This is a genomic window from Agromyces sp. NPDC127015 (assembly GCF_042725165.1).
Lineage (GTDB): Bacteria > Actinomycetota > Actinomycetes > Actinomycetales > Microbacteriaceae > Agromyces > Agromyces chromiiresistens.
In genome coordinates this window covers 1-15,118 of record NZ_JBHXDI010000002.1, presented here as the reverse complement: position 1 = coordinate 15,118, position 15,118 = coordinate 1, and the positions used below count along the sequence as shown (strand labels likewise).

General features: G+C 72.2%; 13 protein-coding genes and 1 pseudogene. 10 read left to right on the top strand and 4 right to left on the bottom strand.

The annotated features are described in order from the left end of the window. The first annotated feature begins 18 nt into the window (after positions 1–18). The 3 genes from ACFWGP_RS06435 to ACFWGP_RS06425 all read left to right on the top strand — a co-directional run bounded on the left by ACFWGP_RS06435 (position 19) and on the right by ACFWGP_RS06425 (position 2,576). Complete coding sequence (locus ACFWGP_RS06435; protein ID WP_376930437.1) at positions 19–1,167, top strand: hypothetical protein; 1,149 nt, start codon at positions 19–21, stop codon at positions 1,165–1,167. Positions 1,168–1,377: 210 nt separating this feature from the next. Then, positions 1,378–2,238 (top strand): T6SS immunity protein Tdi1 domain-containing protein, encoded by an 861-nt coding sequence (locus ACFWGP_RS06430; protein WP_275505447.1) that lies wholly within the window; start codon positions 1,378–1,380, stop codon positions 2,236–2,238. Further along, positions 2,238–2,576: a hypothetical protein gene (locus tag ACFWGP_RS06425; protein ID WP_231430073.1), complete on the top strand. Its 339-nt coding sequence runs from the start codon at positions 2,238–2,240 to the stop codon at positions 2,574–2,576. The genes ACFWGP_RS06430 and ACFWGP_RS06425 overlap by 1 nt, the downstream gene beginning before the upstream one ends. A 15-nt stretch (positions 2,577–2,591) precedes the next feature. Here ACFWGP_RS06425 and ACFWGP_RS06420 read toward each other — a convergent pair whose 3' ends face one another. Beyond that, positions 2,592–3,356: a hypothetical protein gene (locus ACFWGP_RS06420; RefSeq protein WP_376930436.1), complete on the bottom strand. Its 765-nt coding sequence runs from the start codon at positions 3,354–3,356 to the stop codon at positions 2,592–2,594. Continuing rightward, positions 3,356–4,003, bottom strand: coding sequence for a hypothetical protein (locus ACFWGP_RS06415; protein ID WP_231430075.1), 648 nt, complete (start codon positions 4,001–4,003; stop codon positions 3,356–3,358). The genes ACFWGP_RS06420 and ACFWGP_RS06415 overlap by 1 nt, the downstream gene beginning before the upstream one ends. A gap of 105 nt (positions 4,004–4,108) precedes the next feature. Between ACFWGP_RS06415 and ACFWGP_RS06410 the strand changes: the two genes are divergently transcribed. From ACFWGP_RS06410 to ACFWGP_RS06400, 3 genes are all read left to right on the top strand, one after another. Continuing rightward, a complete protein-coding gene (locus ACFWGP_RS06410) occupies positions 4,109–5,224 on the top strand; it encodes a hypothetical protein (RefSeq protein WP_376930435.1) in 1,116 nt (371 codons plus the stop codon). Between the two features lie 16 nt (positions 5,225–5,240). Then, complete coding sequence (locus tag ACFWGP_RS06405; RefSeq protein ID WP_275505451.1) at positions 5,241–9,569, top strand: FtsK/SpoIIIE domain-containing protein; 4,329 nt, start codon at positions 5,241–5,243, stop codon at positions 9,567–9,569. A 167-nt stretch (positions 9,570–9,736) separates the two neighbouring features. Continuing rightward, on the top strand, positions 9,737–10,285 hold the full coding sequence (locus ACFWGP_RS06400) for an FHA domain-containing protein (RefSeq protein WP_376930434.1): 549 nt from the start codon (positions 9,737–9,739) through the stop codon (positions 10,283–10,285). A 123-nt stretch (positions 10,286–10,408) separates the two neighbouring features. On the opposite strand, the gene ACFWGP_RS06395 is transcribed toward ACFWGP_RS06400, so the two are convergent. Then, positions 10,409–11,044, bottom strand: a complete 636-nt coding sequence (locus ACFWGP_RS06395) for a hypothetical protein (RefSeq protein WP_231430079.1) — start codon at positions 11,042–11,044, stop codon at positions 10,409–10,411. Further along, positions 11,041–11,772 (bottom strand): hypothetical protein, encoded by a 732-nt coding sequence (locus ACFWGP_RS06390; RefSeq protein ID WP_231430080.1) that lies wholly within the window; start codon positions 11,770–11,772, stop codon positions 11,041–11,043. Before ACFWGP_RS06390 ends, ACFWGP_RS06395 begins: the two co-directional genes overlap by 4 nt. A gap of 225 nt (positions 11,773–11,997) precedes the next feature. Here ACFWGP_RS06390 and ACFWGP_RS06385 point away from each other — a divergent pair, with 225 nt between their 5' ends. From ACFWGP_RS06385 to ACFWGP_RS06370, 4 genes and pseudogenes are all read left to right on the top strand, one after another. Continuing rightward, positions 11,998–12,291, top strand: coding sequence for a WXG100 family type VII secretion target (locus ACFWGP_RS06385; protein WP_231430081.1), 294 nt, complete (start codon positions 11,998–12,000; stop codon positions 12,289–12,291). Positions 12,292–12,355: 64 nt separating this feature from the next. Further along, positions 12,356–13,015, top strand: coding sequence for a WXG100 family type VII secretion target (locus ACFWGP_RS06380; RefSeq protein ID WP_231430082.1), 660 nt, complete (start codon positions 12,356–12,358; stop codon positions 13,013–13,015). Further along, the gene (locus ACFWGP_RS06375; protein WP_231430083.1) at positions 13,008–13,316 is read left to right on the top strand and encodes a hypothetical protein; all 309 of its coding nucleotides are present in this window, start codon (positions 13,008–13,010) and stop codon (positions 13,314–13,316) included. The genes ACFWGP_RS06380 and ACFWGP_RS06375 overlap by 8 nt, the downstream gene beginning before the upstream one ends. 96 nt (positions 13,317–13,412) lie before the next feature. Further along, a pseudogene (locus ACFWGP_RS06370) lies at positions 13,413–15,118 on the top strand (hypothetical protein); the annotation flags it as partial.

Below are 15,118 nucleotides of genomic sequence, written 5' to 3'. Positions count from 1 at the left end.
CCCGGAAGGAGCGCGATCATGAGCAGCACGACGCCCGGATCAGAGCCGCTCGACGGCGACGCCGTGCCCGAGCCCGAGAGCCCGGACGCCGCGCGCGCGCCCGACGAGACCGCGGCCGTCGACGAGCCCGCTCCGGCCGACGGTGCCGCCGCCGACGATGCCCCCGCGCACGACGACGCCCCTGCCGATCCCGGTCGCGCCGACGGCGAGCCCGCCGCCGCAGCGCCGGGCGATGACGAGGTCGTCGCCTCGGTCGCGTCGACCGAGGGTGATGCGCACGACGCCGCCGTCGCGAGCCCGGGGGATGCCTCGCCCGCGGCAGCCCTCGAGGAGCCCGAGCCGACCGCCCCGGCCGACACCAGCGCGCTCGACGCGGCCGTGCAACGGGCGAACGCCGGCCACGAGGCATCCGACGACGACGTCGCGGCCGCCGCAGCGGCCGAACACGACGGCGTCGACGACACCGACGCCGTGCCGTCGCCCGTTCCGGCCGGTGCCGTACGCCGCGAGACCTACGTGCCGCCGTCGACCGCCGCGACGGTCGGCGCCGCCGGCGCGGCGACCCTCGCACCGGAGCCGACCGAGGCGTTCGCGCCGTCCGCGCAGACCGTCTACGTGCAGGCGCCCGAGCCACCGAAGGCGAAGGGCAACCGAGCCTTCGGCGTGCTCGTCGCGCTCATCGGCACCGCGCTCTTCGCGCTGCTCTATGCGGGCGTCGCGTACCTGCTGCTGATGACGCAGGCGAACGTCGACGCGGTCAACGACGTGTACCTCGAGCGATTCCTCGCCAAGCCCGTGTACTGGGTGCCGATCGCGGCGTTCTTCATCGGGTTCGCGATCCTCGCCGCGATCGTGAACCGCGGCCGGTGGTGGGCGTACGTCGTCTTCGGCGTCCTCGTCGGCGCGCTCGTCTACTTCGCGTACATCGGCGGCGCGCTGCTGACGGTCGAGGCGTGGACGCTCACCTTCGACGAGGCCGCCGCGTTCGTCGGGCAGCGCTGGCTCGACCCGTTCGCGATCGTCGCAGCGGTCATCGCCCGCGAGGTCCCGATCTGGCTCGGCGGCTGGATCGCCGCCCGAGGCCGTACCGTCACCGAGCGGAACCGCGAGGCGTTGGAGGCGTACGACCGCGAGCTCGCGGCCGGGCCGCAGGCGCGGCAGGGCTGAACCGAGCGCACGAGGGGCCGGTCCGCACGGCGCGCCGCCGTGCGCCATGGTGAGCCGCGGTCCGCGCGCGCCCGCATGGGGACCGCTCCCCATTCCGTGCCGGACGGCCGCCGGTAGACTGCACGAGGCGCTCGGCAACGACCGGGCGCACGATCCGCGGGCGGACGCGCGACGGCGAGGCCGCGCGTCTCCGCCACGAGAAAGGCATCCATGACGAGGTTCCGCAGCTTCGACCCGGTCGCACCGATCTCCGACGCCACGATCGCGGACTTCGAGCCCCGCGTGCCCGCCGAGGTCGCACGGCTCTGGCGCTCGATCGGGGCCGGCATGGTCGGCGACGACGGATACTTCCGATTCGTCGACCCGGCGCGCGCGGCCGAGACGGTCGCCGGAGCCATGGCACTGCCCGAGGGCGCGACGGTGCTGTTCACCACCGCGCTGGGCGACTTCGTCATGCACAACGACGGTCGGTACTTCGTCGTCAAGGCCAGGTTCGGTGCCATCGACGTGATCGAGGGGGCGAGCTTCGACGACCTCGTCGCGTTCGTGGAAGATCCCGCCCAGCGGGAGGCCGCATGGGAGTGGCAGCCGTACCCCGTAGCGCGCGAGCGAGCCGGGGTGCCGGGCTTCGAGCAGTGCTTCGGCCACGTCGCGCCGTCGGTCGGCGGCCCTGCCGAGCCCGACGGGCTGCAGGTGGTCGGGCTCGCCGAGTATCTCTCGCTCGCGGTCCGCCAGGCGGGTACGCCGAAGGTGCGGCATCGGCTGCAGGTTCCCGCAGCATCGCGTCCCGACGCCGAGGCGGGCTCGGCTCGTCTGGTCGAGGTCGGCACGGCGCTGTTCGCGAAGCTGACGACCGACCCCGTCCTCAACGTGCTCGAACTGCCCGACGGTCTCGGAGTGTGCCTCGTGCACGCCGCGAGGGGCGGCGGCAAGATCTACGTCGCGCCCGACGAGTCGGTGCTGTTCGTCGGCTCGGCCGTCGACTTCGAGTCGGGGCTCGGAGCCTTCCGCGACGGCGTGCGCACGCCGCTCGAGAAGTTCGACATCGACCGGACCGGGGCGGGCGCCTGATGGCCGACACGCTCGAGCAGCGCTGCGACCAGCTGCGCGGACCGGTCACCGAGCTCGTCGCCGTCAGCATCTCGGCCGCGTACCGGCCGCAGGACCTGCCAGAGCTGGGCCGGGCGATCCGCGACGTGCGCGGCATCCTCGCCGAAGACCCGTCCGGCCTGCCGGCGGGGGCCTTCGTCGAGTGGATCCCCACCGCCCTGCGCAATCTCGATCGCATGCAGGAGGCCGTCGACGCCGGTGACGCCGCCGCGTCGTACGCGATCCTGACCGACAAGACCGACGGGTTCATCCGACTCACGATCGGCTGCGCCGGCTTCCCGGGGTGGGATCCGGCCTGAGCCTCACGCTGCGGCTCAGCCGCAGGCGACCGACAGCTCGGCCGGCGGCTCGATCTCGATCGGCTCGCCCCAGCCCTCGAACGCGAAGGTGCCGTCGCCGGTGCCGTCGGCGGCACGGAACTCCCGCGGCAGCGGAGCGCCGGAGCGGGCGACCGTGAGCACGCCGACGGGGGCGCCGGTCTGGCCGACGATCACGTCGATGAGGTCGGCATCGCCGAGCGGCGGCTCGACCGAGACCGATTCGCTCGACGCGAGGAGCGACTCGACCAGGTCACCGGGTTCGAGCAGGGGCGCCCATTCTGCGACGAGCGAGTCGTCGCCGGTGGCGCAGACGAACCCGTCCGCCGCGTCGGGGATCCCGTGGGCGCTCGCATACGCCTCATTGCCACGAACGTACGTGCGTCCGTCGACGGCGACGACCTCGACCCGTTCGTCGCCCGCCGTGATCTTCGCCGCGTACTCGCCGGCCCGGCCGCGGTAGTCGACGGCGAGGCCGCGACCCGCGCGCGGCTCGGACCCGTCGCTCGGCGAGGTGAGTTCGGTGTACGAGCCGTGGTACTGCACCGCACCCGCCCCGCTGATCGCCTCGGCGATCTCGTGGGTCGCGTCGGGGCCCGCGAGCAGCCAGAGGCCGTTGCCGGCGATCGGCTCGCCGTCGGGCGACGCGAGCAGGTGCGTCGGCGTCGGCGGCGGTGCGGCAGGTGCACCGGTGCAACCCGCCAGCACGATCGCGCACGCCGCGGCCCCGGCGAGGCCGGCCGCACGGGCGGAGAACGACATCACGAGACCGCGTCGGCGGTGCACACGCTCTGGGCGCGCTGTGCATCGAGGGTCGCCGCGTCGAGGGCGACGGCGGCGTCGCTGCCGCCGGGGCGCACGACGAAGCAGGTGCTGTCGTCGTAGACCGCCGCAGCGGAGTACAGCCAGGCCTCGGTGCCGCGCACGAACTGGGTGAGGTCGGTCGCCGTGCCGTCCCCGTCGACCGCGTAGAGGCTGTACTCCGCGTCGGGGCCGCTCCAGTCGAGATGCAGGTTGCCCTCGGCGACCTCGGCCGAGAGCCCGCTCACCGTGACCGAGTCGTCGGTCACGGCGGACACGATGAGGAGCGTGGCCGTGGCGGCGACGGCGACGAAGGTGAGGCCGACCGACACGAGGAAGGCCGGGTGGCGCCACCAACGGCGAGCCTGCTTGGGGGCCTCGGCGAGCACCGGGAGCACCGAACCGGCGCTGCTGAGCGGTCGCGCCCCGCCGGCCGACTGGAGCGCGGTCTGGCCCTGGGCGGCGCCGAGGACGGCCTGCTGAGCGGCCGCGGCGCCGGGCACGGCCGGCTGACCGGGATGCCGCGTCGGGGGCGCCGCCGGCGCCGAGACCTGGTCGTGCGATTGCAGGGTGGATCGGAAATCGCGGCGTCGAGACGAGGCGGACATCGTGACCCTTCGTGCACGGTGGGCGCGACGGACGTCGCGGCTGAGCGCGTACCATGGTAACCCGAACGCCGAGCCGGGCGTTCCAGCGCGACGACGGGGAGACCGGTGACCAGATCGATCGGCCGTCGTGCGATCATGGCCGTCGTCGGTGCCGTCGCCTTCCTCGCGACGTTCGGCCTGTCGTTCGGCGCCTCGCAGGCGGTCGCCGACGAGGTGGTGCCGCCGGCCGCCTCGCCGACCGAGGTCGAGGTGCCCTACCTCGGCAGCACGACGATCGAGCCGGCCGCGGGCTGGCGCATCAGCGACTGCGGCCCGCCCGAGCAGGCCTCGCCGCTCGTGACGGCGTGCGATGCCGAGCACATCGTGCTGACCGCCGAGGCGTACGACCCCGAGGCCGGTGCGATCCTGCTCCCCGTGCCGCAGACCAATGGCGGCACGTCGATGGTGTTCCGATACGTCGTGCGGCTCGCCCCGCCCGAGACCCCGGTCGCCCGCGACATCCGTTTCGGGTACCCCGTCGCCGCGGGCTCGACGGTCATGATCCCGATCAGCGCGCTCGACATCGAGTGCGCGGTGTGCAAAGAGGGCGGCCGGCTCGACGTCGTCGGCGTCGAACCAGCCGGCGCCGGCACCGCAGGTGCGACTTCGACCCACCTCGTGTTCCGGCCGAGCGCCTCGTACGCGGGGCTCGCCGGCGTCGGGCTGCGCTTCGCCGACGACTTCGGCACGTGGTCGCCCGAGGCGACGGTCGAGATCCCGGTCTACCGGCCAGAGGGGGTGCTCGTCGCCATGAACGTGTTCGTCGCGGCCGACGGGGAGTCCCAGACGATCGACCTGAACGAGCTCGCGTTCGATGTCGGCGGTGCCGAGATCAGCCTGCTCGGGTGCGGGGCGCCGATCCACGGATCGGTCGTCTGCCGTCCCGACGGCATCGCCGAGTTCCGTTCGCGGGGCGCCGCCGTCGACCAGTTCGACTTCCACGTCGCCTCGAGCGAGGGCGAGCAGGCCAGCGGCTCGGTCACCGTCGTGGGTGACGGCGCAGAGCTTCCCGTATCCGGTCCGGTGCCGGCGACGACGATCGACGCCGACGACGATGACGGTGACGACGCGGGCGTCGTCTCGGCCATCGTGCCGCGGGTTCCCGTGGAGTCCGACTCGACGGAGCGAGTCGGCGTCTTCGCCCCGCTCATCCGAACGCTCGACCGTGCAGGCGTGCAATGACAGAGAGGTTGGCAGCATGACCGTCCGACTCACGATCGCCGACCCCGCGGGAGCGGCGTCGTACCTGCTCAAGGTCGACGAGGCCACGACGATCGGCGAGGTTGCCGAGTCGCTCGGCGTGCCGCACGAGTCGCTCGACCCGAGCGCCACGACCGCGACTCCGCTGGGCGAGTCGATGCTCCTCTCCGGTGCGACGGTTCCGCCGTCGAACTCGGTCGAGCTGGCGCCGGGCGCCCTCCGCCTCGAGGTCGTCGGCGGACCGTTCGCCGGTGACACCGTCCCGCTCATGCCGGGCGGCACGATCTCGATCGGCAGCGGCCGGGCGGCATCCCTCGCGATCGCGGACCCCGCGCTCGCGCCCGAGCACGCGACGCTCGCGCTCGTCCGCACCGACACTGCCGACGGCCGGCCCGCACCGCTGAAGGCGATGCTCACCCCGGTCGGCGGTGCGCAGATGTGGGTCAACGGCGACGCCGTGGACGGCGAAGCCGAGCTCGTGCCGGCCGACCTGTTCCAGCTCGGCAACAGCATGTTCCGCATCGGCGTCGCGCCCGGCTCCGACGCCGACCTCACCCGCGACGCGCTCGGCGCACGCGCGTTCAACCGGCCGTCGCGCATCCACCCGTCCAAGAGCCAGCCCGTCGTCCAGCTGCCGGGCGACAAGCCCGACGACCCCGACCAGTCGCCGTTGCCGTGGCTGTCGGCGATCATCCCGGTCGTGCTCGGCGTCACCATGGCGGTGCTCTTCCAGCGCCCGATCATGCTCATGATGGCCGCAGCCAGCCCGATCATGGTGATCGGTTCGTTCCTCACGAATCGCAAGCTCGCCAAGAAGAAGGGCATGAAGACCGAGCAGCAGTGGATCGACGAGGTGAAGGCGGCGGGCCGGCGCATCGCCGAGCTCGCCAAGGCGCAGCGCCTCGACGGCTGGTACCGCATGCCCGACCCGGTCGTCATCGCGGACATCGCCACCCGCCCGCTCGCGCGGCTCTGGGAGCGTCGCCGAGTCGACGACGACGCGATGCAGCTGCGCGTGGGCGTCACCGAGGTGCAGCTCGACGTGCGATTCGAGGGCGGCGGCCGCGACCGCTCCTCCGAGCCCTCCGTCGGCGTCACCCCGCAGCCGGTGGCCGCCGACTTCAGGTCTGGCGTCGTCGGCATCGCCGGGCCGCCCGATGCCGTGCGCAACGTCGCGCGCGCAATGGTGACCTCGTACGCGACCCTGCGTTCGCCCCGAGACGCCGAACTCGTGGTGGTGTGCGACGCGGCTGACGACGCCGAGTGGGGGTGGACCCAGTGGCTGCCGCACACCCAGGCCACGAGCACCGTCGCGGCCATGCTCGGCAACACCGACGACACGCGCCGCGAGCGGCTCCGCGAGGTCGCGGTCATGCTCGAGAACCGGATGCGCAGCGCGGGCCAGCGCGGTGCCCCCGCGGCCTCCGACGTCCTCCTCGTCGTCGACGGCGCACGCGACTACCGGATGCTGCCGGGCATGGTGCCGATCCTCGAGCACGGCCCGGCGCACGGCATCCACGTGCTCGCACTCGACTCGGAGCGGGCGCGCCTTCCCGAAGAGGCGGCGAGCGTCATCCTCATCGACCCGTCCGACCCCGCGCTCGGCCGCTTCGAGACGGGCAAGGAGTACTACCCGACCGTGCTGCTCGACGGCGTCTCGATCCCGGCATCGCAGCGCATCGCGCGCAGCCTCTGCTCGATCCAGCACGTCTCGGGCGTCGGCGACGACGCGATGCTGCCCACGAGCGTGCGCATGGTCGACCTCCTCAATATCGACCTCGAGGACCCGTCGCCGATCATGCAGCGCTGGGCCAAGCAGCCGCGCAACACCTTCGTGGTCGTCGGCGCGAACGCCGACGGCGAGTTCGCGCTCGACATCTCGCGCGACGGCCCGCACGCGCTCGTGGCCGGCACGACCGGATCCGGCAAGTCCGAGTTCCTCCAGGCGCTCGTCGTGAGCCTCGCCATGGCGAACCGGCCCGACGCGCTCAACTTCGTGCTCGTCGACTACAAGGGCGGCTCGGCCTTCGCCGACTGCGAGCGGCTGCCGCACACGGTCGGCATGGTGACGAACCTCGACGCGCGCGAGACCGAGCGCGCGCTCGCGTCGCTCGACGCCGAGCTCAAGCGTCGTGAGGTCGTGCTGCGCGACATGGCGGCGAAGGACGTCGACGCCGCATGGGCGAAGGACGCCGACACCGCGGCCCGGCGGGGCCTCGCCCGGCTCATGATCGTGATCGACGAGTTCGCCGAGCTCAAGACCGAGCTGCCCGAGTTCATCGACGGCCTCGTGCGCATCGCCCGCGTCGGCCGTTCGCTCGGGGTCAACCTCGTGCTCGCGACCCAGCGCCCGGCGGGTGTGATCACCGCCGAGATGCAGTCGAACATCAACCTCCGCGTCGCGCTTCGCGTCACCGACCGCTCGGACTCGTCCGACGTGCTCGGCTCGGGAGAGGCCGCGCTCATCAGCGCCTCCACGCCCGGTCGCGGCTTCGTCCGGCTCGGACCGAGCGCCGCGCCGAGCGGTTTCCAGACCGCGCGCGTGGCGGGCATCCGCCCGGGTGCCCAGCGCTCGGTGAAAGTCCTGCCGCCCGCCGCCAAGCTCGAGTGGGAGACCCTCGGGTTCCCGGTGCGGTTCCCGAAGCAGCCGGCAGCGGTCGAGGAGAACCGGGATCACGACGACACCGACCTCCGTGCGCTCGTCGACGTGATCACCGAGGCGACGAACCGGCTCGGCATCCAGAAGAACCCGTCGCCGTGGCTCCTGCCCCTGCCGGCGGTGCTCCCGCTCGAGCGCCTCGCCGACGCTCCCCTCGCTCCAGCCGAACTGCTGCTCGGCCTCGAGGACGTTCCGGGGGAGCAGTCGCAGCGCAGCCTCACCTGGGATGTCGCGACGGGCTCGCACATCCTCTTCCTCGGCGGATCGATGTCGGGCCGGACGACGGCTCTGCGCACCCTCCTCGCCCAGGCGGTCCAGCGGTTCACGCCTGGCGACCTGCACCTCTACATCAGCGACTTCGGCAACGGCGCGCTGCTGCCGTTCGCCGACGCCCCGCAGTGCGGCGCCGTCGTCACGCAGCTCGACGGCGACCGGCTCCCGCGACTCATGCAGCGCATGCTCGAGGAGCTCGCGACCCGCCAGACCGTGCTCTCGAACGCGGGCGTCGGCCACATCAACGAGCAGCGCGCCCACGCCGACCCCGCGACCGCCCTGCCGTACGCGATCTTCGCGGTCGACGGCTGGGAGCGCATGCTGTCGACGATGAACCCCGACCAGCTCGTCACCTTCCGCGACCAGTTCATGCGGATCCTCCGCGAGGGCCCGGCGGTCGGCGTGCGCGTGCTCATGACCGGCGACCGCGGCATCTCGGGCGACAAGGTCTCGTCGTTCATCGACGAGCAGTACGCCCTGCCGATGCGCGACCTGAACGACTACCGCACCGCGGGCATCATGGCCAAGGACATTCCGCTCGACCTGCCGCCGGGCCGGGCGCTGTGGGGCGCCCAGGGCTCCGAAGCGCAGCTGGCGGTGCTCGTCCGCGACACGAGCGGCGAGGCGCAGACCACGGCGCTGCGTCGCATCATCGAGCACGTCCGCGACCATTTCGACCAGTTCCCGCAGTTGCAGGAGCTGCCGCAGCCGTTCCGCGTCGATCCGCTGCCCGGGTACATGGCCCTGACGACGGCCTACGAACTGCCGCTCGGCGACGGCGGCCCCGAGCACGGCATCGTCGTCGCGATCGGCGGCGACCGGTTGTCGAAGTTCACGCTCGACTGGCCCGGCGAGGGCGGGTTCATCGTCGCGGGGGACCGGCGGTCGGGGCGGTCGTCGGCGCTCGCCGCGCTCGTGCACCAGCTCGCCTGGCGCAAGGAGCCGCTGCTCGTCGTGGCACCGCGAGCGTCGGTGCTCACCGAACTCGCCGATGCCGCAGGCATCCCGGTCATCCGCACCGGCGACGTGCAGCCGCCGCAGCTCGACGAAGTCCTCGCGCCGCTCGACGGGGCCAGGCTCACGGTCGTCGTCGACGATGCGGAGCAGTTCAAGAACGCGCCGATCGAGCACGCGCTCACGGGCATCAAGCACCGGGCGACCTTCATCGTCGCCGCCGACTCCGACTCGCTCTCGACGCTGTTCGGCGGGCCGTTCGTCGAGGCGAAGAAGGCTCGGCGGGCGTTCGTGCTCCGCCCGAACCAGGCCATGATCGGCACGCAGGCCGTCGGCGCGCCGATCCCGAAGTTCATGCTCGGGCACTCGACCCCCGGCGGCGGGGTGTTCCTGTCGGCCGGAGGCTGGATGCCGGCGAGGGTTCCCGACCCCCGGCAGTGATCGGGAACGGTGCGCACGCGGCACGTGCGCGAGGCATCCACAGGTGGATCGTCGCGTCGGCCGGAGAACATAGACTCGACGGGGTCGGTCGACCCGGAACGGAAAGGTGACGGACTGTGGCCTCTGCACGGTGCGCGTATTGCGACGCCACGCTGCAACCCAACAGCATGTTCTGCGCCGAGTGCGGCCAGCTCGTGCCGCAACTGAGCCGGCCGCCGGCGCCGGCGTCACTGCCCGGTGCGGCACGGCCGACGCCCGGCGCCGTGGCGGCGCCGGCGGCGCCGCGGCAGCCGATCGACCCGGTGCCGCTGCCCTCGCTGCTGCCGTGGCAGCAGGCGAAGGCGAACGAGCAGCCGGTCGTGGCCTCCGCCCCGCCGGTGCTGCAGAAGGTCGAGCTCCTGTTCTCGACGGGGCAGCACGTGATGGTCAGCGGCCGGGCCGTCATCGGCCGCAAGCCCGCGCAGACCGCCGCGGCGACGGGGGTGCAGGCGATCGAGGTGCTCGACGACACCCGTTCGGTGTCGCGCGTGCACCTGTACTTCGAGCTCATCGAGGGGCGCATCACCGTCGCCGACGCCGGATCGAGCAACGGCTCGCACGTCGAGCGCGCCGGTCAGGAGATTCCGCTGGCGGGCTCGGGTGATGTCGTCGAGGTCGTCCCCGGCGACCGCGTATGGGTCGGCGACATCAGCTTCGAGATGCGCGCCGCCGCCTGAGCGGCGCGCTGCCGTCGCGCGAACCGGCGTCGCTCGGTGGGCGGCCGTGCCGCTCGACTGCGGAACCCGACGGTCCGCGTCCGCGACCGCCTCCGCGCCCCCGGAGGCGCGGCCGACAGCGACTCAGTCGCGCAGGAACGGGTCGAGGAATCCGTTGACGATCGTCTGGCTCGCGCGCGACCCGTACTGGTCGGCCGTCACCAGGCTGATCGCGTTGTAGGCATTGCCCGAGAGCGTCACGAGGGGCAGCGGCTGCCACTCGCGACCGACCTTTGCGGTCACCGCCACGTACGCGACCGAGTCGGCGGGCGCGAGCCAGGTCGCGAGCACGACGTTGCCGTGCTTGGCGACGGGGAGCGGGAGGTAGACGCGCGGGTCGCCCGTGCGGACGCGCTCGAGCAGCGCGCCGGCGTCCTGCGGGGCGACGGCCAGGTACGTGTTCACCCGCTGCTTCAGCTTCGTGCCGGTCGCGACGCGTTCCCAGCGGTACGACCACGCGAACAGCCAGATGAGGCCGCACACGAGCGCCGCTGCACTGAGCAGTACCGCGCCGGGAGCCACGAACGTGCGCAGGCCGGATCGACGTCCCTGCATGTCGGACGAGACCTCGACGAGCGCGTCGTACATGACGAACGAGAGCACGAGGCAGATCGCGCCGGCGGCGACCATGACGAGCGCCGCGATGATCTGGCCTCGGGAGCGCACACGACGCACCTCCGTGCTCGCGGCGTGCATCGGCAGTTCCTGCGGTTCGCTCACGCGATCCCCTTCTTCTCGACGGGCCACTTCAGATCGATCATCGGCCCCTTCCACTCGAAGTATGCGAACACCTTGGTGAACGAACGAGCCGGGATGCCTCGGCGCTCTGCCTCCCGGATGAGCACCTGCGCGGCCTGGAGCGCCGTGGCGTCGTCGATGACGGCGTCGAGCATCAGCGGAATCAGGCCGCGCCGAGTGCCGTCGAACCGGTCGAACAGCGTGACGCGGTCGGCGCCCCGCGCGCCGGCGAACGCGCGTCGGAGTGCTTCGCCGTCGCGGACGCCGATCTCGCAGAGGAGCGTCGCACTGCCCGACCGGACGGTCGCACGCGCGAGCGGGCCGGAGAACGGCAGGTCCTGGACGCGGGCGCTGCGCGCTCGGTCGTCGAGCACCCCGACGAACACGATCTCCGTCCACGGGATGAGGGGTGCCCCCGCGAGCCGGATCCCCTCGGTCTCGACGGCGACGGCGACGTCGTCGTCGGTCACGAGCAGGCCGAGCGCGCGGCGGCGCCGCGAGGCGAGGAGCACCGAGACCGCGCAGGCCGCGACGCCGAGGCTCGCGATCGTGATGGTGAACCAGCCGAGGCCGGCGATGACGGCGACGGCGAGGCCGACGGCGAGGAGCACCCCGATCGCGGCGCTGGTGAGCAGCATGCCCGAGTTCCACCGCCCCGTGCGGTCGACCTTCGCGTGGTCGACGTGTGCCTCGTAGACGATCTCCGGCACGACGTCACCTCCGTCAGATTTCGAGTGCCCTGCGGCACGTCAGCCTACCGTGTGCGCCCGGCCCGAACCGCGCCGGCATCGGCGCAGCGTCGGGCGGGAAGGGGATGGGGAGTTGTCCCCATCGGTGATCTGGGGCGGAGCAGGTAGCGTGGTGCAGACGTCGGGGTTGAACTGTCGGCTCCACGTCGTGTCAAGCAATTCTGTGCTGATTCAACGGAGGAAATCATGGCGGAGATCCGCGTCACTTCTGAGTCCCTCGCCGGCGTCGCCGGCCAGCTTTCGAGCGGGTCGCAGTCGATCGAGTCGCAGTTGTCGAACCTGAAGTCGCTCGTCGAGGGCCTCATCTCGGGCGACTGGTCGGGTACGGCCTCGCAGAGCTTCAACGAGCTCTACTCGCAGTGGGACCAGGCCGGCCTGCAGCTGAAGGAGTCCCTGCAGGGCATCAGCGACCTGCTGAACCAGGCTTCGCTGTCGTACGAAGACAGCGAGAACGCCATCGCCGGTACGTTCAACGGCTGACACCGGTCTATCGGGTGCCGGTGCATGAAGGTGCCGGCACCTTGCCACGAGCGAGGGGTCTGGGATGGTCTACTTCAAGGTACGCGCGGATTCGCTGAGCGAAGTCGCCGCGTTGATCGGCTCGGTCGTCACGACGTTCGATGCGAATCTCGCATCGGTCGATCGCGTCGTGACGCGGATGGCCGGGACGACGTGGGTCGGCGAAGACGCGGAGAAGTTCGCCGAGAACTGGGGCACGTTCCTGACCCTCGCCGGACAGGTGCGGTTGTCGTTGACCGGCCTGCAGCACGGGCTCATGGCGGCCGACGGCTCGTACACGCAGACCGAGTCGGGCGTCGGCGGCAGCTTCCGCCAGGGCCGGCAGGGGCTCGTCGCGGTGCGCAACGCATCGGGCGGGCTCGGCAAGCGCGTCGCCTCGGGCGAGGAGAAGGCCGAGGACATGGCCGAGTTCTTCGGCCGCGACTACGCGGGCGACGATGAGGTCGAGCAGTTCGGCGGCGGGGCCCTCGGCGCTCGTCGCGGCGGGCAGGCCACGGGTGGCGGCTCGGGCGACTCCGACGGAGATGGCGACGACGACTCGATCGGCACCGGGGTGTTCCGCCTCGACGCCGACGGCGAGCCGTACGTGCCCGAGGCGGGGCCGACGTTGACCGCATCCGGCGCCGAGGCTTCCGACGGCGAAGCGATCGTGCGCGGTGAAGGTGGAGGTGACGGTCGTGGCTGAGCAGCAGGCCGATACTGCGGAGTTGCAGGCGTTGGTGCAGACGATGGGCGAGCTGGTCGCGTACTGCTCCGCACTGAAGCAGGGTGCGAGCGGGTTCGCCTACATGCTCCCGGCGGAGTGGCAGGGTCCCGCGATGCAGTCGTTCCTGGGTGCGTTCAGCGCATGGGCCGTCGGAGCCACCGCGCTCGAGCAGACGGCCGACGGATTGCTGGCGCAGGCGCAGGTCACGTTCGATGCGTACACGGCGACGATCGAGGGACTCGATTCGTCGTGGGCGGATCTCGAGTCGAGTTTGGGGTAGTTCGTGGTACAGGTGCGGTTGGACTCGGCTCGGCTGGTCCAAGACGGTGAAGAGCTGTATGGCATCGCCCAGTCGTTGGACGGAGCGATCTCGGCGTTGACGTCGTCGCTGTCCGGTGCCGGCGGAATGGCGGGCGACGACAACGCGGCGGAGGAGTTCTGCCAGGGCAGCGACGGGTACGACGCCCTCGCCGGCCCGACGATCGACGGGGTGCGCTCGTTCGCGAACGGGCTGCGAATCCTCGACGCGGGCCTGTCCAACTCGGGGCGCGCGTACGACGGGGCCCAGAAGCCGGGTGCCGGGCTCGACCCGGCGACGGCGCAGCCGGCGACGGCGACCCCCTTCATCGACGAGTCGAAGTCGAATCCGCCGGACGCGCTGGGCGCCGGGTGGCCCGGGCCGCTGGGGGAGTTCCAGGAGCTCATCGAGTGGGGTCTGGCGCAGGTCGGGGTGGTCATCCCGACCGGCGACGAGGACAAGCTCGCCAACGCCGCCGAAGCGTGGGGGACCTTCGCCTCGAGCGTGCGCTCGGCGAAGTCCAAGGTCTCTGGCAGCATGTCGAGCATCTCCGCGATGACCGTGCCGCAACAGCAGTCGATGCTCTCGTGCCGCCAGGGCATCGCGTCGGGCCTCGGCGACATGGTCACGAGCGCCGAGGGCATGCAGACCTGGATCAGCGACTTCCGCACCCAGTTGCGCGACATGCGCGAGGAGCTGGGATGGTTCCTCAAGCAGATGGCGATCGAGATCGCCGCGGAACTGGCGATCGGCGGTCTCCTGTCGATCGTGACGGCGGGCATCGGTGCCCTGGCCACCGCGGCGAAGGTGTCGACGACGATCATCCGCTGGTGCGTGAAGATCGCGAAGCTCATCGAACGACTGCGCGACTTCCTCCGCGGCATCCGCGGCGTGCAGGGCGTGCTGGTGCGCGGCGGGCTGCGCGCGGCCAAGGAGGGCCTGCAGGCCGGCCTCGCGTCGGCGATCTCGACGGCGAGCGTGAACGCCATGCGCTCGGGCGACAAGGACTACACCTCGCAGGACGTCGGCACGGCGTTCCTCTCCGCGTTCGCGGGCGGCGCCGTGGCGTCGCCGCTGTCGCGGGTGCTCGGCGGGTCGGGTGGTCCCGGCCTCCGCAACGGTCTCCGAGAGGTCGCCGGTGAGACGGGGGCAGGTGCCGTCGACGGCCTCGCGAGCTCTGCGGTCGAGTCGGCGGTGACCGGCGAGGAGTTCAACCCGATCTCCGACATGGTGCTCGGCGCGCTGCTCGGCGGCTCGCTGACCGCAGGCGGTCGTGGCATCAACGCGCTTCGCCCGGGCGGGTCGGGTCACGGGCCGTCGGCGACCGAGACGCCCGGCATCGACGTCGGCTCCGACTCGCAGCCGACACCGGGTGGCGGCTCCGGCTCGTCGAACCAACCGGCTGGATCCGGCCCGGTCGACGTGTCGAACGATTCCCCGACGCCCGGTGCGGGCGACGCGGGCGGTTCGGGTGCCGGTGACGGCAGCCCGGTCGAGGTCTCGAACGATGCGCCGACCCCGGGTTCGGGCGACGCGGGTGGTTCGGGTGCCGGTGACGGCAGCCCGGTCGAGGTCTCGAACGATGCGCCGACCCCGGGTTCGGGCGACGCGGGTGGTTCGGGTGCCGGTGACGGCAGCTCGGTCGAGGTCTCGAACGACGCGCCGACCCCGGGTTCGGGCGACGCGGGTGGTTCGGGTGCCGGTGACGGCAGCCCGGTCGAGGTCTCGAACGATGCGCCGACCCCGGGTTCGGGCGACGCGGGTGGTTCGGGTGCCGGTGACGG